Origin of the sequence: Synechococcus sp. PH41509 (assembly GCF_020514285.1) — a bacterium.
Classification (GTDB): domain Bacteria; phylum Cyanobacteriota; class Cyanobacteriia; order PCC-6307; family Cyanobiaceae; genus Parasynechococcus.
In genome coordinates, this window is sequence record NZ_VTLD01000026.1 from 76,455 (window position 1) to 91,991 (window position 15,537).

At 55.9% G+C, this 15,537-nt stretch carries 16 protein-coding genes and 1 riboswitch; of the genes, 5 read left to right on the top strand and 11 right to left on the bottom strand.

The features are described 5' to 3' along the window. The first annotated feature begins 66 nt into the window (after positions 1–66). Together FZZ88_RS10235 and FZZ88_RS10240 are read left to right on the top strand one after the other, a co-directional pair. Complete coding sequence (locus FZZ88_RS10235) at positions 67–834, top strand: alpha/beta fold hydrolase (protein ID WP_166017070.1); 768 nt, start codon at positions 67–69, stop codon at positions 832–834. After that, positions 831–1,790, top strand: a complete 960-nt coding sequence (locus FZZ88_RS10240) for an NAD(P)/FAD-dependent oxidoreductase (RefSeq protein WP_166017071.1) — start codon at positions 831–833, stop codon at positions 1,788–1,790. The genes FZZ88_RS10235 and FZZ88_RS10240 overlap by 4 nt, the downstream gene beginning before the upstream one ends. Before the next feature lie 48 nt (positions 1,791–1,838). Here the strand turns inward: FZZ88_RS10240 and fldA are convergent, their stop codons facing one another. From fldA to FZZ88_RS10265, 5 genes are all read right to left on the bottom strand, one after another. Then, positions 1,839–2,348, bottom strand: coding sequence for a flavodoxin FldA (gene fldA / locus FZZ88_RS10245; RefSeq protein WP_115025444.1), 510 nt, complete (start codon positions 2,346–2,348; stop codon positions 1,839–1,841). A 976-nt stretch (positions 2,349–3,324) separates the two neighbouring features. Then, positions 3,325–3,873, bottom strand: a complete 549-nt coding sequence (locus tag FZZ88_RS10250; RefSeq protein ID WP_166017346.1) for a Crp/Fnr family transcriptional regulator — start codon at positions 3,871–3,873, stop codon at positions 3,325–3,327. 346 nt (positions 3,874–4,219) lie between these two features. Beyond that, complete coding sequence (locus FZZ88_RS10255) at positions 4,220–5,791, bottom strand: iron uptake porin (RefSeq protein WP_166017072.1); 1,572 nt, start codon at positions 5,789–5,791, stop codon at positions 4,220–4,222. Between the two features lie 90 nt (positions 5,792–5,881). Continuing rightward, on the bottom strand, positions 5,882–6,457 hold the full coding sequence (locus FZZ88_RS10260) for a HupE/UreJ family protein (RefSeq protein ID WP_166017073.1): 576 nt from the start codon (positions 6,455–6,457) through the stop codon (positions 5,882–5,884). Positions 6,458–6,521: 64 nt separating this feature from the next. After that, positions 6,522–6,669, bottom strand: a riboswitch (cobalamin riboswitch). A gap of 104 nt (positions 6,670–6,773) precedes the next feature. Then, positions 6,774–7,115: a c-type cytochrome gene (locus FZZ88_RS10265; protein ID WP_166017074.1), complete on the bottom strand. Its 342-nt coding sequence runs from the start codon at positions 7,113–7,115 to the stop codon at positions 6,774–6,776. Between the two features lie 170 nt (positions 7,116–7,285). Between FZZ88_RS10265 and FZZ88_RS10270 the strand changes: the two genes are divergently transcribed. Further along, positions 7,286–7,729, top strand: a complete 444-nt coding sequence (locus FZZ88_RS10270; protein ID WP_230332882.1) for a hypothetical protein — start codon at positions 7,286–7,288, stop codon at positions 7,727–7,729. Between the two features lie 8 nt (positions 7,730–7,737). Here the strand turns inward: FZZ88_RS10270 and FZZ88_RS10275 are convergent, their stop codons facing one another. From FZZ88_RS10275 to FZZ88_RS10290, 4 genes are all read right to left on the bottom strand, one after another. Then, positions 7,738–7,968 (bottom strand): hypothetical protein, encoded by a 231-nt coding sequence (locus tag FZZ88_RS10275; protein WP_166017075.1) that lies wholly within the window; start codon positions 7,966–7,968, stop codon positions 7,738–7,740. Continuing rightward, positions 7,965–8,273, bottom strand: coding sequence for a hypothetical protein (locus FZZ88_RS10280; protein WP_166017076.1), 309 nt, complete (start codon positions 8,271–8,273; stop codon positions 7,965–7,967). The genes FZZ88_RS10275 and FZZ88_RS10280 overlap by 4 nt, the downstream gene beginning before the upstream one ends. Positions 8,274–8,307: 34 nt before the next feature. Next, entirely contained in the window at positions 8,308–9,012 is a 705-nt protein-coding gene (locus tag FZZ88_RS10285) for a 16S rRNA (uracil(1498)-N(3))-methyltransferase (RefSeq protein WP_166017077.1), read from the bottom strand. Between the two features lie 316 nt (positions 9,013–9,328). Next, positions 9,329–9,634: a hypothetical protein gene (locus FZZ88_RS10290; protein ID WP_115025071.1), complete on the bottom strand. Its 306-nt coding sequence runs from the start codon at positions 9,632–9,634 to the stop codon at positions 9,329–9,331. Between the two features lie 108 nt (positions 9,635–9,742). Here FZZ88_RS10290 and FZZ88_RS10295 point away from each other — a divergent pair, with 108 nt between their 5' ends. Further along, the gene (locus FZZ88_RS10295) at positions 9,743–10,246 is read left to right on the top strand and encodes an HdeD family acid-resistance protein (RefSeq protein ID WP_166017078.1); all 504 of its coding nucleotides are present in this window, start codon (positions 9,743–9,745) and stop codon (positions 10,244–10,246) included. Between the two features lie 232 nt (positions 10,247–10,478). On the opposite strand, the gene FZZ88_RS10300 is transcribed toward FZZ88_RS10295, so the two are convergent. Continuing rightward, positions 10,479–10,769, bottom strand: coding sequence for a hypothetical protein (locus FZZ88_RS10300; RefSeq protein WP_230332872.1), 291 nt, complete (start codon positions 10,767–10,769; stop codon positions 10,479–10,481). A gap of 24 nt (positions 10,770–10,793) precedes the next feature. Beyond that, complete coding sequence (locus tag FZZ88_RS10305) at positions 10,794–14,447, bottom strand: hydantoinase B/oxoprolinase family protein (protein WP_166017080.1); 3,654 nt, start codon at positions 14,445–14,447, stop codon at positions 10,794–10,796. A gap of 105 nt (positions 14,448–14,552) precedes the next feature. Here FZZ88_RS10305 and FZZ88_RS10310 point away from each other — a divergent pair, with 105 nt between their 5' ends. Beyond that, positions 14,553–15,524 (top strand): permease, encoded by a 972-nt coding sequence (locus tag FZZ88_RS10310; protein WP_370520005.1) that lies wholly within the window; start codon positions 14,553–14,555, stop codon positions 15,522–15,524. The last annotated feature ends 13 nt before the right edge of the window (positions 15,525–15,537 follow it).

Sequence of the window (15,537 nt, forward strand, 5' to 3'; positions counted from 1 at the left end):
AGTGATCTGTTTATTCTGGGGAGAGAAGCGGCTCGAAGCGTAAGAGGATAACTAAAATAGAAAAGCATGAAAGAAAATAAAATAATTTGGGTTGATCTTCAACCATCGTTGTATTGTCTTTTTAAACGTACGGCTCAGGCTTTAAGCCAGCAGTATGGTGTTAAGCGATGGTCATTCGAACATGACCCTGATGAATCATGTGATGTTGATATCATTCATGCCCTTTTAAAGCAAACGGTAGAGGATTCTTCCGAACCAGTTCACCTTGTAGGACATGGAATAAGTGGTTCAGTAGCCTATCTATACGCAAAAAAATATCCGCAGAATGTTTCCTCAGTTTCATTGTTGTCTGTAGATTCCCAATCAAGCAATCAATGGACATCCCACTATCAAGCCATGAGAAGTCAATTACCATGCTCTCGATTTCATATATTAAACCACTTAAGTCGTCTCCTCATAGACACCCATGCCGATCATGTACAAATCATAATCGCAAGACTCTTGGCAAAGTGCCTAGACAATGATTTCGTTAATGGATCAATTGTCGGACATACACAGATAGAGAATCTGGACCAAATCAATATTCCAATCCTTGTGATTAATGGCGGCAAAGATTTTATCATTGATCAATGCAGCTACAAACGTTGGCAGGAGCATTTAAAACCAGGAGACTGTTATCAAAGAATCAGTAGTGGTAGACATTTTTTTCCATTCTCTGAATGGAATCAAACCGCAAAAATGATTGATTCTTTTATCGACATGATACCCAACAAAAGTTCAGAGCTAGCTTCTGAAAATATTCAAGACTTGAGTATTATCAAACGATTCTCATGACAGATATCAATAATGCAGATGTTGTAATCATCGGTGGAGGACCTGCAGGGTGTTCCTGTGCTTTGTATACAGCAAGATCGAATCTATCAACAATCATCCTGGATAAGAATCCAGCTGTTGGAGCACTAGCGATCACTCACAAAATTGCCAACTACCCTGGCGTGGCAGGTGATGCATCAGGAGAAGAGCTCCTGAAAACAATGAGAGATCAGGCAATCAGCTATGGGGCTGAATATAAACAAGCCCAAGTATATGGAATCAGTATGTCGGATACTGAAAAGATCGTTTACACACCGGAGGGAACATTCGTCGGCAAGACCTTAGTGCTAGCGACGGGTGCGATGGGTAGAGCATCGACACTACCCGGTGAAAATGAGTTTCTTGGCAGAGGTGTAAGTTACTGCGCGACCTGTGATGGCGCATTCTACAAAAATCAAGAAGTTATGGTCTATGGATCAAACCAAGAAGCAATCGATGAAGCACTTGTTCTGACAAAGTTCGCATCAACAGTACATTGGGTAACCAACAACAAGCCAAACTTAAATTCAGTTGAAGTTCAGATATTACTTGATTCCAGCAATGTCAAGCATTGGAAAAGAACACGATTAAACTCTATTGAAGGAGACGAGAATGGAGTAGCCAGCGTCAAAGTGCAATCCTTTGGACAAGACAATACTCAAGAAATATTTGTTCAAGGTGCATTTGTTTACTCCACTGGCTCGTTACCAATCACCGACTACCTCCAAGAGCAAATACCAATCAATGCCAATGGAGGAGTTCGTGTCAACAATGACATGATGACGGATGTGGAAGGTGTTTGGGCAATCGGTGACATTCGCAACACTCCCTTCAAGCAGGCTGTTGTCGCTTGTTCAGATGGTTGCATTGCAGCGATGGCGATTGATAAGTATCTCAACCAGCGCAAGGACGTTCGTGTGGATTGGGTACACCGTTAAAAAAAAAGCGCCCTTACAGGCGCTTTTGATTGAATTCAAATATGAACCTTACGACTCTGCATTGATTTGCTGCACCCATGCTTGAAGCCGTTGGTCTGTTAACTCAGACTCATTGTCTTCATCGATTGCGAGACCGCAAAACTTACCATCAATCACACTTTTAGAATCATCATAGGTATAGCCTTCTGTAGGTACTTTACCAATTAATTTAGCTCCAGATTGAAGGAATGCTGTATACAGTTCTTCCATAGCATCACAGAAGAAATCTGAATAGCCAGAAGAGTCTCCCAAACCGACAATAGCTACAGATTTCCCAGCAAAATCTTTGTCTGGGATTTCTTGAACCAAGTCGTCCCAAGCTGTTCCAGAGCGTGCCTCGTCAGCACCAGTATTCCATGTCGGAACACAGCAAATCAACGACTCAGCAGAGACCAACTCATCAATTGAGTCAATGTTGTCGACATCCTTCGCTTCCGTTCCGGGGAGAAGCTCTTTCAGTCGATCAGCGACGTCTTCAGTTTTACCAGTTGACGTTGCAAAGAAGATTGTGAAAGCCATGCAATTCGAATCACCCCACAATCTTCTCAGAAGTTTTGCCAGCCAGTTTGAAGCTTGTTTCAGATCCAAGTGCTATCAGATACAACAAAGCAAATCATTGACCTTGATGTATCTGGCAAATGTTAGTCTCAAGCGTTTCTGAACAAATCAAACTTTCTCTATACTCTGAAAGTGCTTGATCAAAACCTGACTCTCGGATGCGTTTGAGCCAACGCAAACGAACGAAATCATCACGTTCCATGTGATCAATGAATTCTTCCAAAATCTGAGATCCAACAAGCATGATAGAAATAACCTAGTTGTTCAAATTTAAAAAATCGTTCTTATGGTGAGCAAACAAATGATCGTTGATCGTTGATCGAAATGTGATACACATCCTCTCAAACGGATCCAAATCCAAAGAAAAGCCCAGCCTTTAAGGCTAGGCATATCCAATAAACCTCTCCAATGTTGCCGATTCACCAACGACAAATTGGATTTAAATGAGGCTGTCGATCCCGTCCAAGGAAGACCCTTTTATTATGCCCATCCCCGACAACTAATTATGAACATTGCATGCGTGTCGTGGTGTCAAATGTAGCTCAAGAGGCACACCATTTACCATGATCGCAATACTGAAAAATGCACACACAAAAACGAGGCCAACACTTTGTGCAGACCTCAAACAAGACAAGAGTTTGTATTCAATAGATTTGGTTCGCTGAGAGCCTATGGGATAAACATCGAAAGAGCAACTCCTCCAGCAAATGTTTTTGAGCTGATTGAGGATCAAGATAATGTTTGATCTTTGCCAATGAATCCTGTATTGCCAGACATCGATTGCGATGTAGACATATCTCTGCCGTAAGCCGCTCTTTGAGGCGCGGATGCTGACAGCGTTGAATGGAACGACTGGCTGACTGGATGCGCTGCCATATCCACTCAGCTTCTTTGCAGAGATCTCCTAGAACTCCGAATGTATTCACATTCACGGCGTTCAAAATTGCAGGGGTGAAGAGTTGATGAGGTCAGGAGACAGTCGCATCGTGACATCACCAGGTGCCATAGCAACCAAATCAGCTTGGCGCCACTTCGAAAGAAGGCGCGTTGTGGTGACGCGTGTTGCTCCAATCAGCTCACCAAAGCGATCGTGGGTGAGACGAAAGGGAAGCTGGTAGGTATCGCTGCAACGGAGACCAAGTCGGTTCACCAACAGTGCCAAAAGAGCATGAAGGCGCTGCTCTGCTTGACCGAGATGACGGACACGCAGGAGCTGCAAGGTCCATTCATTCACGGCATCGATACCCATTTCGTCCGTGGAGACTGAATCACGACGAAACTTCAATGCCGTTAAGGCTTCGACGCAGGCACCTTCGCTGCACATGCGGTCAGTGCGGAGCCTGTCGCCAGACTGCAAAAACGCCAAAGTCATTCCCTCGGTCTCTTCGCAAGGGCAATACACCCGACAGACGCCTTCCAAGACTTCAAGAACAGTGGCCTGATCTCGGCCAGCAGGATCCAACAAGACCGTCTGCAGCCTTGGCATTGACAAGGGTGCCGCCGGATCGTCCGGAAGGAAGCGGTAAGCGGAGGTCGTCACGAACTAACGCGAATGAGAATTACTCGCAAGAGTACAGAGACCTTGTCGATATTGCAAGTCATTCTCAATAAGGGCCTCGGATTGAGATCTTTTCTCAATACGCTCCTCACGGGCCCGATCCGCATGGAGCAGCAATGAGCGGAGCAGCTGCGCATCCCCCTGAATCCGAAGCATTGGCGTGAGGTCTGGTCTGTGCACCAACTACAACGCGATCTTTGACAGGAGGTGAATCGGTTTCAACGGTGGGACGTCGTTATTGAGCGATTCCTCTGTATTTCCTTGTCATCACCGCTCAGAACACAAAGGTGGTTTTAATCAAGCCGCCCAGTTGTTGAAACGTTGAGCCATTGGGTGTGAGCTCACCCATGGGTCGTGAGAGATAGAACAACGCAGGGGTGACCCTGATGCTGTCGGTCACCTGGAACTGATACCACCACTCCCAGATGAACTGACCATCGGCAGGGTCATCACCTCCACGAAGATCCGTCGCGAAGACAGGCTGGCCCACAGCCATGCCGGCGTTGTTCCCCTCCATCAAGACATCGTTCCACTCAAGCCCCACCGTCCAGGACTGACTCGTGCTCACCTGGCCTTTGCGCTGCGTATCGGATTGATTGATGCCCCAACCCAAAGACACCGACGGAATCCAGCCGCTCTGCAGCGGCTGCCAGAAACCACCAAGGGCATAGGCATGGGTCACGCCCCGTGCACTGAAGTGATCCTTGACGAAAGGAGTGGCAAAACCGATTAGGTCGTGACCGTTCTGAACCTTGGAATAAAGCCCAGCCATACCCCAGTTGTCACCCTCCCAACCCAGCTGCAGCGTGCCGGTACCCCCAGCCTTGTCAGTGGCAAAGCCGCCAGCACGGGTATCGCTCAATGCACCATTGGCTGCAACGTAATTGGCCGATGCACGGGCTCCGCTTTTCGGTGCCCAACTGATGCCCACGCCCGCGCCTTTGTTTTTGTTGTAAGCGCCCGAAGCTCCATTCACTGTGAGCACATCGAGGATCGGATCACTGGGATACACACTCGGCCAGATCGCGAGCATGTTCTCCTGGCCAACAATCGGTCCCGTTGTGATGGTGATGTCGTCACCCAACGGGAAGGAATAAAACAGTTTGTCCACCGCCAACAGATTGGGGCTCTCCCCTTCCTGGAAACCTGTTTCCAACGCTGCAAGACCTGACGGACCACCGCTGCCAAAGACGTTGGCAACGCCATCAAAATTGCCGGCACGCAACACCGTAGTCAGCAAATCCTTGCCGGTGAAGGAGGTCTCTAACCCGAGCTGAAGGTCGTAATTGAACGTCGTGCCGCCGAACAACCCGTTGCTGTCGGAACGAAGCCGTGAGGCGGATCCCTTGAAGCGGTTGGCTCCGAACACCCAGGTGGCCTTACCTTTCAGCTTGGTGGTGGTGGAGAACTGGGTTGCTTCCAGTTCACCAACACGGGCCTCGAGGCCGTCAACGCGACCCTTGAGGATGGCCAGCTCGGTTTCGAATTCCTTGAGCAGGCGACGCAGCTCGTCGGTCACTTCAGTGATCCGGTCGAGGCAGGCGTTCAACAGGGCAGCCGCTTCGTAGCGGGTCATCGCCCGGTTGCCACGGAAGGTGCCGTTGGGGTAGCCGGCCACGCAGCCGTACTGCTCCACCAGGTTCGCCAGAGCCTGATAGGCCCAGTCGGTGGGATAGACGTCAGAGAACTGGGTGACGCTGGTCACCTGATCAGCGGAAGCCGCGTAATCAGAAACGCCGTTGATGTTCAGCTCGGCGGGACTAGCGACAGAGCTGTTGACAACAGCCAGCGGGGCCAGAAGGGCAAAGGCAGCAGGAGCTACTAGCAAGCGCTGGACGAGCGTCATCGATCAGGAGCGATGAACCCATGACGCAACACGGCAACCCAGGCGTCAAGCCAATCGAACAAGAAGGTCATGGCAGACGCACAAGGGATTTCAGTCGATCAGGGCCACCCAGGCAAAGGCCATGCCGATCCCCATCCAGATCCCGGCACCCAGTCGCTGGCCTTGGGAGCCAAGACGTTCCAGCAGCCCTTTGGACCATGCCGCAACCAGCAGAAGCAACACTCCCTGCCCCAACAGCAGGCCAAGGAAATAAGTCAGTAGAGGCGTGGCTTCAGCACCAACGATCGTGCTGCCCAGCAGAAAGCCATGGAGGGCGATCAAGGGGCACAACCAGAATGGTGAGAGCACGGTGAGAGCAATCAATCCCTCCGCAGCCAGGCTGAGAGACACCAGAGCTTCTGCCCAAGGAGCAATCGCATCAGGCAGAGGAATGAACTGCGAGAGCACACTGCCACCGAGGCCAAGGGCCAGAAGCGGTACCACCCAGGCCAGAGGGCGTTTCAGCCCGATCAAGGCGATCGCCAACAGGAACAACAGATGGTCAGGACCCAGCAGCGGGTGCCCGATGCCACTGATCAAGCCCTGCCAAGCAGTCAGTGCTGAGCTGTCACCCATACCGAAGGGATGGTGCGCCAACGCCGGACTGGCGATCAAGACAACTGCCATAAGTGACGTGGCAGCAATCTGAAATGGCCTACGAAAGGCCAAGGGCAAAAAATTCAAAGTCGATCCTCGTCGGTGTTGTCCTGGCGGGCGTTCTGACTGACGTCGGCGGAGCCGGCGTTTCACAGCTGCGGGACAGCGACGGATTTTCACCGCTCTTTCCCCGTTTCCATCAGCGGCTGATCCCCGCTGATACCAGCATTTCACTATAAGGATGAGATTCGTGCTGAACAAAAAAATCCCCTGACCGGTGACCCAGCCAGGGGAAACATTTGAGTCGAGCGTTCTCAGCTCTGCAACGAGCTGGGGGTCAAGGCCTTCAGGACCAGCCTTTTACAGACTGGGATTCGACATAAGCAGCAACATCAGCAATTTCAGCTGCGCTCAGATTTGGGCCAAAAGCAGGCATACCGTTTTTGCCATTGGTCACCTGATAAGCGATGGCGTCTTCATGCCCATCGTTGTAGTTGGCGAGATAAGCCTTGAGGTCATCCTGTTGGAGGGTGCGCTGACCATTGACGACGTTGCCGCCGCCGATATGACAGGCCGCGCAATTTGATGAGAACACTTGCTCACCATGGGCAGCATCTGCAGCCGATACCACGGATGGAGCGATCAATGCGATCAAAGCGGCCAGGGCCAAAGAAAGAAAATGACGCATGGATGAGTATTTTGACTCAAGCACCTTGATGTAGAAGCCTCACCGGGGCACCAGACAAACACCGTTCTTCACGTTTTGTTCGTAGAGATACACAGATGAACTCTGCAGAATGTCGAATGTGTCATGGGGCTCTTAAGCCATTGAGAGCACTCCTAATTGGCCTATTGGCAGTGTTTGTGGTGATCCTTCCTGGGCACCCGGCCTCAGCCTGTGTGGAGGGCTTGGCCTGGGGAATGCCTCTGGAGCAGGTGGATGCTCATTTGGGTCAGGCGAAACCCATCGGAGATCGTCCTCAGGAAAGATTTGAAGTTCAAGATGTGATGCTTGATCGGCTGCCTGTCTCCCGCGTCACGTTTGAGTTGAGCCAGTCCCAGGGCTTGCAGTGGCTGGCCTATGAGTTCTCGATCGATGACATGACGGAAGTCCTGGCCGGATTGCGAGCACGCCATGGGTCACCACTCAGCACGAGTGTTGAAGAAGCAAACCACAACGATCAGATTTGGGTCTGGAACACAGGGGAAGACCTGATCACAGCTGTCAAACGGAATGCCAATGAAGAGCAGAAATTCCTGCTCTCCTATCGCCCAAGTCGCCTTCATCCGCAGACGCTCTAAAGAACTCCTTACTGGGCCACCTCTGCCGCATGAAAATTCCAGGAGTCACCGTCCTCGAGCCATAACTCCCAAGCCAAGCGGCGGCCACGTTTCAGGCGAAGCTGACCACCAAAGCCAGCCGGGGAAGGCTGATACAACTCGGTGATGTCATCGACAGGATGACCATCCCGAGTGAACACCTCCTCCACCGCCTCTCCAAGCCGGGCCGTCAAGTCGCACCGCAGCTCATCAATCGTCACGATTGCTGGCTCGAAAAATCGAGCACCAGATCGCCGACGTCATCGCGACTGATCTGAAACCCGAACCCATCAACAGTTCCTGACCACAGGCCTGCATCAAGATCAGCCTCGAGCCCCTGCAGCTGCTCCACCTTGTGATCGAAGAGGAGGCCGAAGCAATGGGCTGCGACCTGGGCGGCCTGGGACGCATCCATCTCATCGAGTTCATGGGCCTCCACCGGACACCCGTCGAGCAGCTCGGCATCGATCACGTTGCCAGAACCGACATCCTCAACAAGAGCTCGCAATCCAGCCAGGTCGTTCATTGCAGCCGCCGTTGAACCAACACAACGCCCACCATCATCCCTGGGCCAAAGCGGTGGTGAGGGCCGTGTCCACACTCAATGTGCGCGATCCCAAATGCACCGGCTGCGCAATCACGGCTTGAGCCAACTCCAATTCGAAGGGAACAAAACCACCCTCGGGACCCACCATCACAACGGCATCCCCAGCAGGCTTGTCGCGTAGAGCCAGGGAGGCCCCCATCTGTGCGATCCAGCAAGGCCGCCCTGCACAAAGGTGCTTCAGCTGGTCTTCCACAAAAGGGCGAAAGCGCCTGTGCTGATGCACCTGTGGAACCACGGTGTCGCTCGCGCGTTCCATCCCGGCCAGCAACGCGTCATGAACCTTGTCCGGTGCGAGTAAAGGCGACTGCCAATAGCTCTTTTCCACTCGGGCGCTGTGGATCAGATGAAGATTGGCCACCCCGTACTCCGCCACGGTGCGGAACAGACGGCGCAGAACCTTGGGCCTCGGCAACGACAGAACAACGTCGAACCGGTGTCGCGGCGGCGGTGGCTGACTCAATTCAACGCGTAACACCACTGAATCCGCATCGATCGCGCAGATGCGTCCGTGACCCAAATGACCATTGAGCTCACCAACCCGAACACTGTCGCCTACCGCAGCCCGCAGCACCGCACGAATGTGATCAGCCCGGCGATCAACAAGACGAACATGCTGTTCATCCCGCCAATCAGAACGATCTAAGACAACAATGTTCATATCTGAGGCAAGTCATATGAGCCACAGGCAGCTCCTGTTTAGGACGCCATGCCAAGCAGAGGGGCAACCGAACTGATGCTGACGGTGTTTACACCAAGGCAACAGTGGGAATCAGTCAGGAACTGCAGAACAATGCTGTTATGCAACAACCAACATCAAACTTCAGCAACAACAATCTCACACAACTTCTCAGCCAAAGACTAGATCTTTGGGATCAACAAGATGCCGCACAACGGGATGGAGCATTCCATCGGGCGTTATCTCTTGAACAACAGATCCGGCAAATCAGCGATGAGATCCACAAAGCACTAGCACTTCAGCAGTGTTCAAACACCCCGGGGATCAACTCCTGCTGGCGACGCGCCTGATAGTCGGCATCGGCAGCGCGCAACGCTGCCGCATCCTCCTGGAACCAACAGCCATACAGCAGGTTCAGGATCCGATCGACATCCAGATCGCGATCAGCCACGTCCTGCCAGAGGCGCTGGCTTAACTCAACATCAGCGAACTGAAATTGGGCCTGAGCCAGACGTCGAGCTGCATCGAAATGAGCCTGCTGAAGCTGACGTGACGGCGAGTCGTACTGGAGCAGGCGACCTTGAATTGTCTGAAGCAAACCCATGCCACAAACCTGACTGCACTCAATTTGAATCCGCAGCTGCCCTTCGACAATGGGTTGTCATGCTGATTTTCATTAGCAGACCTAGGGTCAATTAGACGCCTCGCTGCAATGACCTCCAACCGCCAGAGGCAACTCGCAGCAGCCCTGCTGATTCTTGGGGCCGTAGCGGCAATCCTTCTCCCTTTCATTTCAGCGACACTGCTGACACTGGCTTTAGGGGGCATCGCCTTCTCGGCAGGGGTGAGTCAGCTCCTGCGACTGGGGCAAGGCAATGCTCCGGGGAAGCTCTTCCGAGTGCTCTCGGCTCTTCTCTATATCGGTGGAGCGATCTTCATCTTGATCGACCCGATCGAAGGAGAGATCAGCCTGACCCTGTTCGCGGGCGTGGTTGTGCTGTTTGAGGGAATCATGGAGCTCGCTGCGGGCGCAACGTCGAAAGGCCCGATGGCTGGACTGGTGCTCCTCGATGGCCTGCTCTCCGCAGGCATCGGTCTGTTGTTAGTGCTCGAGTGGCCCAGTGACAGTGTCTGGGCCCTGGGAACATTGTTCGGCATCACCCTGCTGTCCTCAGCATTCAAGCTTCTGCAACAGCCTGGCGGGGAAGTCGCTTAACCAGGCAAATCCCCAACCAGACCCTGGGGCAATCAGGGAACGTTGTAGAAAGCAGAAAAAACCACAACCCATGGATCTTGCTCCGTGGATCTTGCTCCGTGGATCTAGTTCTTTCAATGGGATAAACAGCGATAACTTGTGAGCAAAAAAGAAGCTTCTCGTCGCTTATTGATGACAAATCAAGCCTAAAATTTCCCATTATCGCAAATAAAAACACCGCAAGAACGTGTGATCAGCAGACATCAAGTCCCAACAGAATCGTGTCTTGCAAGGCGGCGTGATTGAGGCTCGGGCGTTGCAGTTGCAGGGCAGGAAGAATCTCCAATAACAGATTGTTAGCGCGGCGTGATTCAGTGCACACGCCGACGCGATCTCCCACGGAACGGGCGAGGCGGATCTGATCAATCACCAGCTGCAGCTGGAACACCTGCTGATCCAGGCTCTTGGATTGAGCTTGGGCGCTCCCCATCAGGCTGCAGCCCAACAGCAGTGCCAACAACCAGCCCTGTGATCGCATCGGCATCACAAACCCACCAGGCATCCCTCTTCAACCTCCCATGCCACCTCCCCCTGGAGTGAGCATGCGAATGGCCTCGCCAGCCTCGAGCTCCAGCTGAACAGAACCGGGTAGGGGATGCTCCGCCCCGTGACAGTCCAGGCGCAGATTCACACCACAAGCTCCGCTTGACCCACCAATGAGCCCGAACGGAGGCACCTGCCGGGATCCACTAATCAACGACACACACATCGGTTCAAGGAAACGGATCGTGCGCTCCAGGCCGTCGCCCCCAGGCCAACGGCCGTTCCCACCACTGCCGCAGCGCACAGCGAAGGATTCCAGCCGCACGGGATAACGGCTTTCCAGCACTTCGGGATCCGTCAGCCTTGAGTTGGTCATGTGCGATTGCAGGCCCACGGAGCCGGCAAAGCCCTCCCCAGCTCCACCGCCACCGGCCACCGTTTCGTAGTACTGGCAGCGCCCATTGCCGAAGCTGAAATTGTTCATCGTTCCCTGGCCGGCCGCCTGGACACCAAAGGCACCGAACAACAGATTGCAAAGGACCTGAGACACCTCCACATTGCCGGCCACCACAGCCGCTGGGTAACGCGGATTCAACAGACAGCCCGGTGGCACCACCAGATCGAGTGGTGCGAAACAGCCCTCGTTCAAGGGGATGTCGTTGTCGAGGAGGCAACGGATCACGTACAGCACGGCCGCGCGCGTCACCGCCAAGGGGGCATTGAAGTTGCCCGGCCGTTGGGGCGAGGTTCCGGTGAAATCCAACCGCAGCCGTTGGCGTTGCCGATCAAGGCTGACCTCCACCACCAGGCATGAGCCGTCATCCATCACAAGCCGTTGACGGGCGTCCGTCAGGCGCGACAACAGGTGCTGAACACTGCTTGCTGCATCCCTCTGCAGAAGAGTCATCTGCCGTTGCACCACGACCTCCCCCTCCCGCTCCACGAGATGTTGCAGCGCCGCAATTCCGGCCTGATTGGCCGCCACCTGCGCCTGCAGGTCGGCCAGCAGTTCTGATGGGTTGCGTGGCGGCGTTGCCATTCCGCTCCACGCCGTTTTCAAATCAGCGGCGAGGACCCGGCCCTCGCGAACAAACAACAGGTTGCGCAGCAGCAGGCCCTCATCAGCCATGGTGCGGCTGAAGGACGGCATCGACCCGGGGGCAATTCCGCCCACATCGGCGTGATGGCCACGACTGGCCACAAAGAAGCTGGGCTGATCCCCGTTGCAGAACACCGGCGATATCGCGGTGATATCGGGCAGGTGGGTGCCGCCGTGGAAGGGGTCGTTGCTGAGCAGCGTGTCGCCCGGCTGCAGCGGTGCAACATCGCCAGCGAATACCTGAGCCAGCAGGTCACGCACGCTGTCGCCCATCGATCCCAGATGCACCGGGATGTGGGGGGCATTGGCCACCAGGGCACCCGAGGCATCGAACAACGCACAGGAGAAATCCAGGCGCTCGCGAATGTTCACGGATCGGCTGCTCTGCCGCAGTTGTTCCCCCATCTGTTCAGCGATCGCCATGAAGCGGTGGCGAAACAGTTCCGCCTGAAGCGGGTCGTCCGCATCAGCCTCCGCCAGCGATGGCGAACCGGCCTGAGGCTGCCGGCGCTCCAACAACAACGTGTCCCCCTGCGCCACCCGTGCCTGCCAGCCCTCCTCCAGAACCGTGCATCCGGTGGATTCGGCGATCAGAGCTGGGCCTGAGATCCTTTGATCCAGCACCAAGGCGCTGCGCTCGTACAGGGGAACCTGGGTCCAGCCGCTCTGCTCGAGGTGCATCGGCACCAGCTGGAAACCCGCCAGTTCTGACGCTCGTTCGGCAATCCCATTCGGCCCATTCGGCCCATTCGGTGCTGTCGCATCGAACTGTTGCGGCGCTGTGACCTCAACATTGAGCTGTTCGACGATCAGAGCCTGATCGGCATCGATGCAGTAGCCGAAGCGCAATTGATGGCTCGTCTGAAAGGCCGAGACCAGGTCGTCAACAACTTGATCCGGAGACCAGGTGAGCACCAACGTCTGGTCGGCAGTGGGATAACGCAAGGCAAGGTTGACCCAGACCTCCGGCGCCTCAGCGTCGGGGGCAGCACCATCGCCCTGGCGACGTAACTCCTCCTGCGCCTCATGGGTCAGCATCTCGACCTGATGAGGCATCTCAGCCAGCAGGGCGGAGGACAGCGGAGCGCCGAGATGCACTTGTCGCCGGCAGCGCTGGCGGGCCTGCCCCATCCCAAAGGCAGAGAGAACACCGGCCATGGGGTGCAACAGCACCGTGTTGAGTCCGAGTTCATCCGCCAGACGACAGGCATGCTGACCACCGGCACCGCCGTAGGCCACCAACACCCCGCCACGGATGTCCTCACCCCGATGCAGCGAAACGCGGCGAATGGCTGCGGCCATGGTTTCCACAGCCAGTTGCAACGCGCCCGCCGCTAGCCGCTCCGAGGTCTGCCCCAGCATTGCAGCAAGATCTGCGAACGCACGCCGCACCACCTCAACATCCGGGGGCAAATCAGCGCAAGCGCCGAACACCGCCGGGAAGCACGCCACCTGCAGACGCCCCAGCAGCAGGTTCGCGTCAGTGATGGTGAGCGGTCCCCCAGCGCGGTAGCAAGCGGGACCCGGTCGCGCCCCCGCGGAGCGGGGACCCACCCGCAGGCGCTCCCCCTGCAGCTCCAGCACCGATCCGCCTCCGGCAGCCACCGTTTCAATCGGCAAGCGGGGGGCCAGCAACTGCAAGCCGGCGATCTCGGTCTGCTCCTTGACCTGCCGCAGCGCCTGCGCATCAGCGGAAGCCACGCAAAACACATCCGTCGACGTCCCCCCCATGTCGAAGCCCAGCACCGGCACCCCTTCAAAACCGGCCAGCCGCGCCGCCGCGATCGCGCCCACCATCCCGGCCGCCGGCCCCGAAAGGATGGTGTCTTTGGCCTGCAAGGTGACCGGAGCCTGCAACGCTCCGCTGGAAGTCATCACCCGCAGTGGCGTGGCAGATCCCAGCGCCCCTCGCACTTGCTGCAGGTAGCCATCCAGCACCGGATGCACGGCCCCCTCCACCAACGCCGTCTGCCCCCGCGGCACCAGGCGGGGCATCACGCTCACCTGATGGGAGCAGACCACGGTGCGAAAGCCAACCTCGCGCAGCATTGCCGCACAACGCTGCTCATGGACTGGATTGCGCTGGGCATGCAGGAACGCCACCACGGCGACGTCGAGACCGGACCGGCGCAGCTCCTCCAAACGCCGCCGCAGCGGTTGATCCAGCACCAAAGGCTCCACCTCATCACCCCGGGCATCGAGCCGACCGGCCACCTCCAGCACCGTTTCCGCCAAAAAGGGACGCTTGGGCTGCTCAAGAGCGAACAGATCGTCGCGATGTTGATCGCCGATCCACAGCTGATCCCTCAGGCCTGCATTGGTGAGCAAAAGCAATGGCGAACCACAGCCCTCCAACAACGCATTGGTGGCGACAGTGGTGCCGAGGCGCACCTCATCGACATCCCCCAGATCCACACCAGACGAGGCCGAATCCAGCATCGCGACCATGGCCGACACCGCAGGGTCTCCAGAAACCGCCTGCTCAGATAGCACCTTGCGCACATGCAGCCGCCCCTCTGGATCGCGACCGATCAGATCGGTGAAGGTGCCCCCCCGATCAACCCAGAAGCACCAACCCATCGCAAGGCCCTGGCCAACATCGTTCCAGCCTGCCGGGCAGGCCGATCAACAAACCGTATCGGCGCCACCCGATTGGTGGCCTGAGCTGGGAACGTTGAAAGGCACATGCCGCTCGAACGCTTGGACAAGCTCGCCACCGCCTGGGCGATCTTTCAGGGGTTGCTGTTGGAAGCCATTCCGTTCCTGATGCTGGGCGTCGCCATCGCGGGGCTGGCCAGATGGGCGGTGCCGCCGGGCGCATGGATCGACAGGCTCCCGAAGAACCCCGTGCTGGCACCGATCATCGGCGCCTTAATGGGGTTTGCACTGCCGGCCTGCGAATGCGGCAATGTCCCGGTCGCCCGCCGTCTGCTGGCCAGCGGTGCCCCAATGGGCACCGCGTTTGGCTTTCTGTTTGCTGCGCCGGTGCTCAATCCCATCGTCCTGGCCAGCACCTGGGCGGCCTTTCCCGATCAGCCCTGGCTTCTGGTGGCCCGACCATTGGGGGCTTTTCTATTGGCGATCCTGCTGAGTCTGTTGCTGGTGCAATTGCCCGAGACACAGCTGCTGGCAACAGCGCTTCTGGAGGAACGCCGCATGAGCCAGCCCCTGAGCAACGTGGGGCTGCTGCAGCGCAGCAGTGGCCTGATTGGAGCTTCATCCACAACAAAACGCCCAGCCACCAACCAACGGATCAAGGGCTGGCAGGTGTTGGATCAAAGCTGCCGAGAGTTTCTCGATCTCCTGGCCCTGCTGGTGCTGGGGTGTGTGATCGCAGCTCTGGTGCAGACCTGGCTGCCGCGCAGTTGGCTCTTGGCCGTTGGGGGCGCACCGACGGCGTCGATCCTGGCCTTGATGCTGCTGGCCGTCGTGGTGTCGGTCTGCTCCAGCGTGGATGCCTTTCTCGCCCTCGGATTTGCAGCTCAGATCACGCCAGGAGCCCTTCTGGCGTTTCTGTTGCTGGGCCCCGTCGTTGATCTCAAACTGGCGGGACTTTTCACGGTGCTGATGCGCCCACGGGCCATCGTGATCACTGCGATCAGTGCGAGTCTTGGGGTGCTGCTGATCGGTCAGTGGATCAACCTGTGGCAGCTGTGAGGGGCTGGTCGTG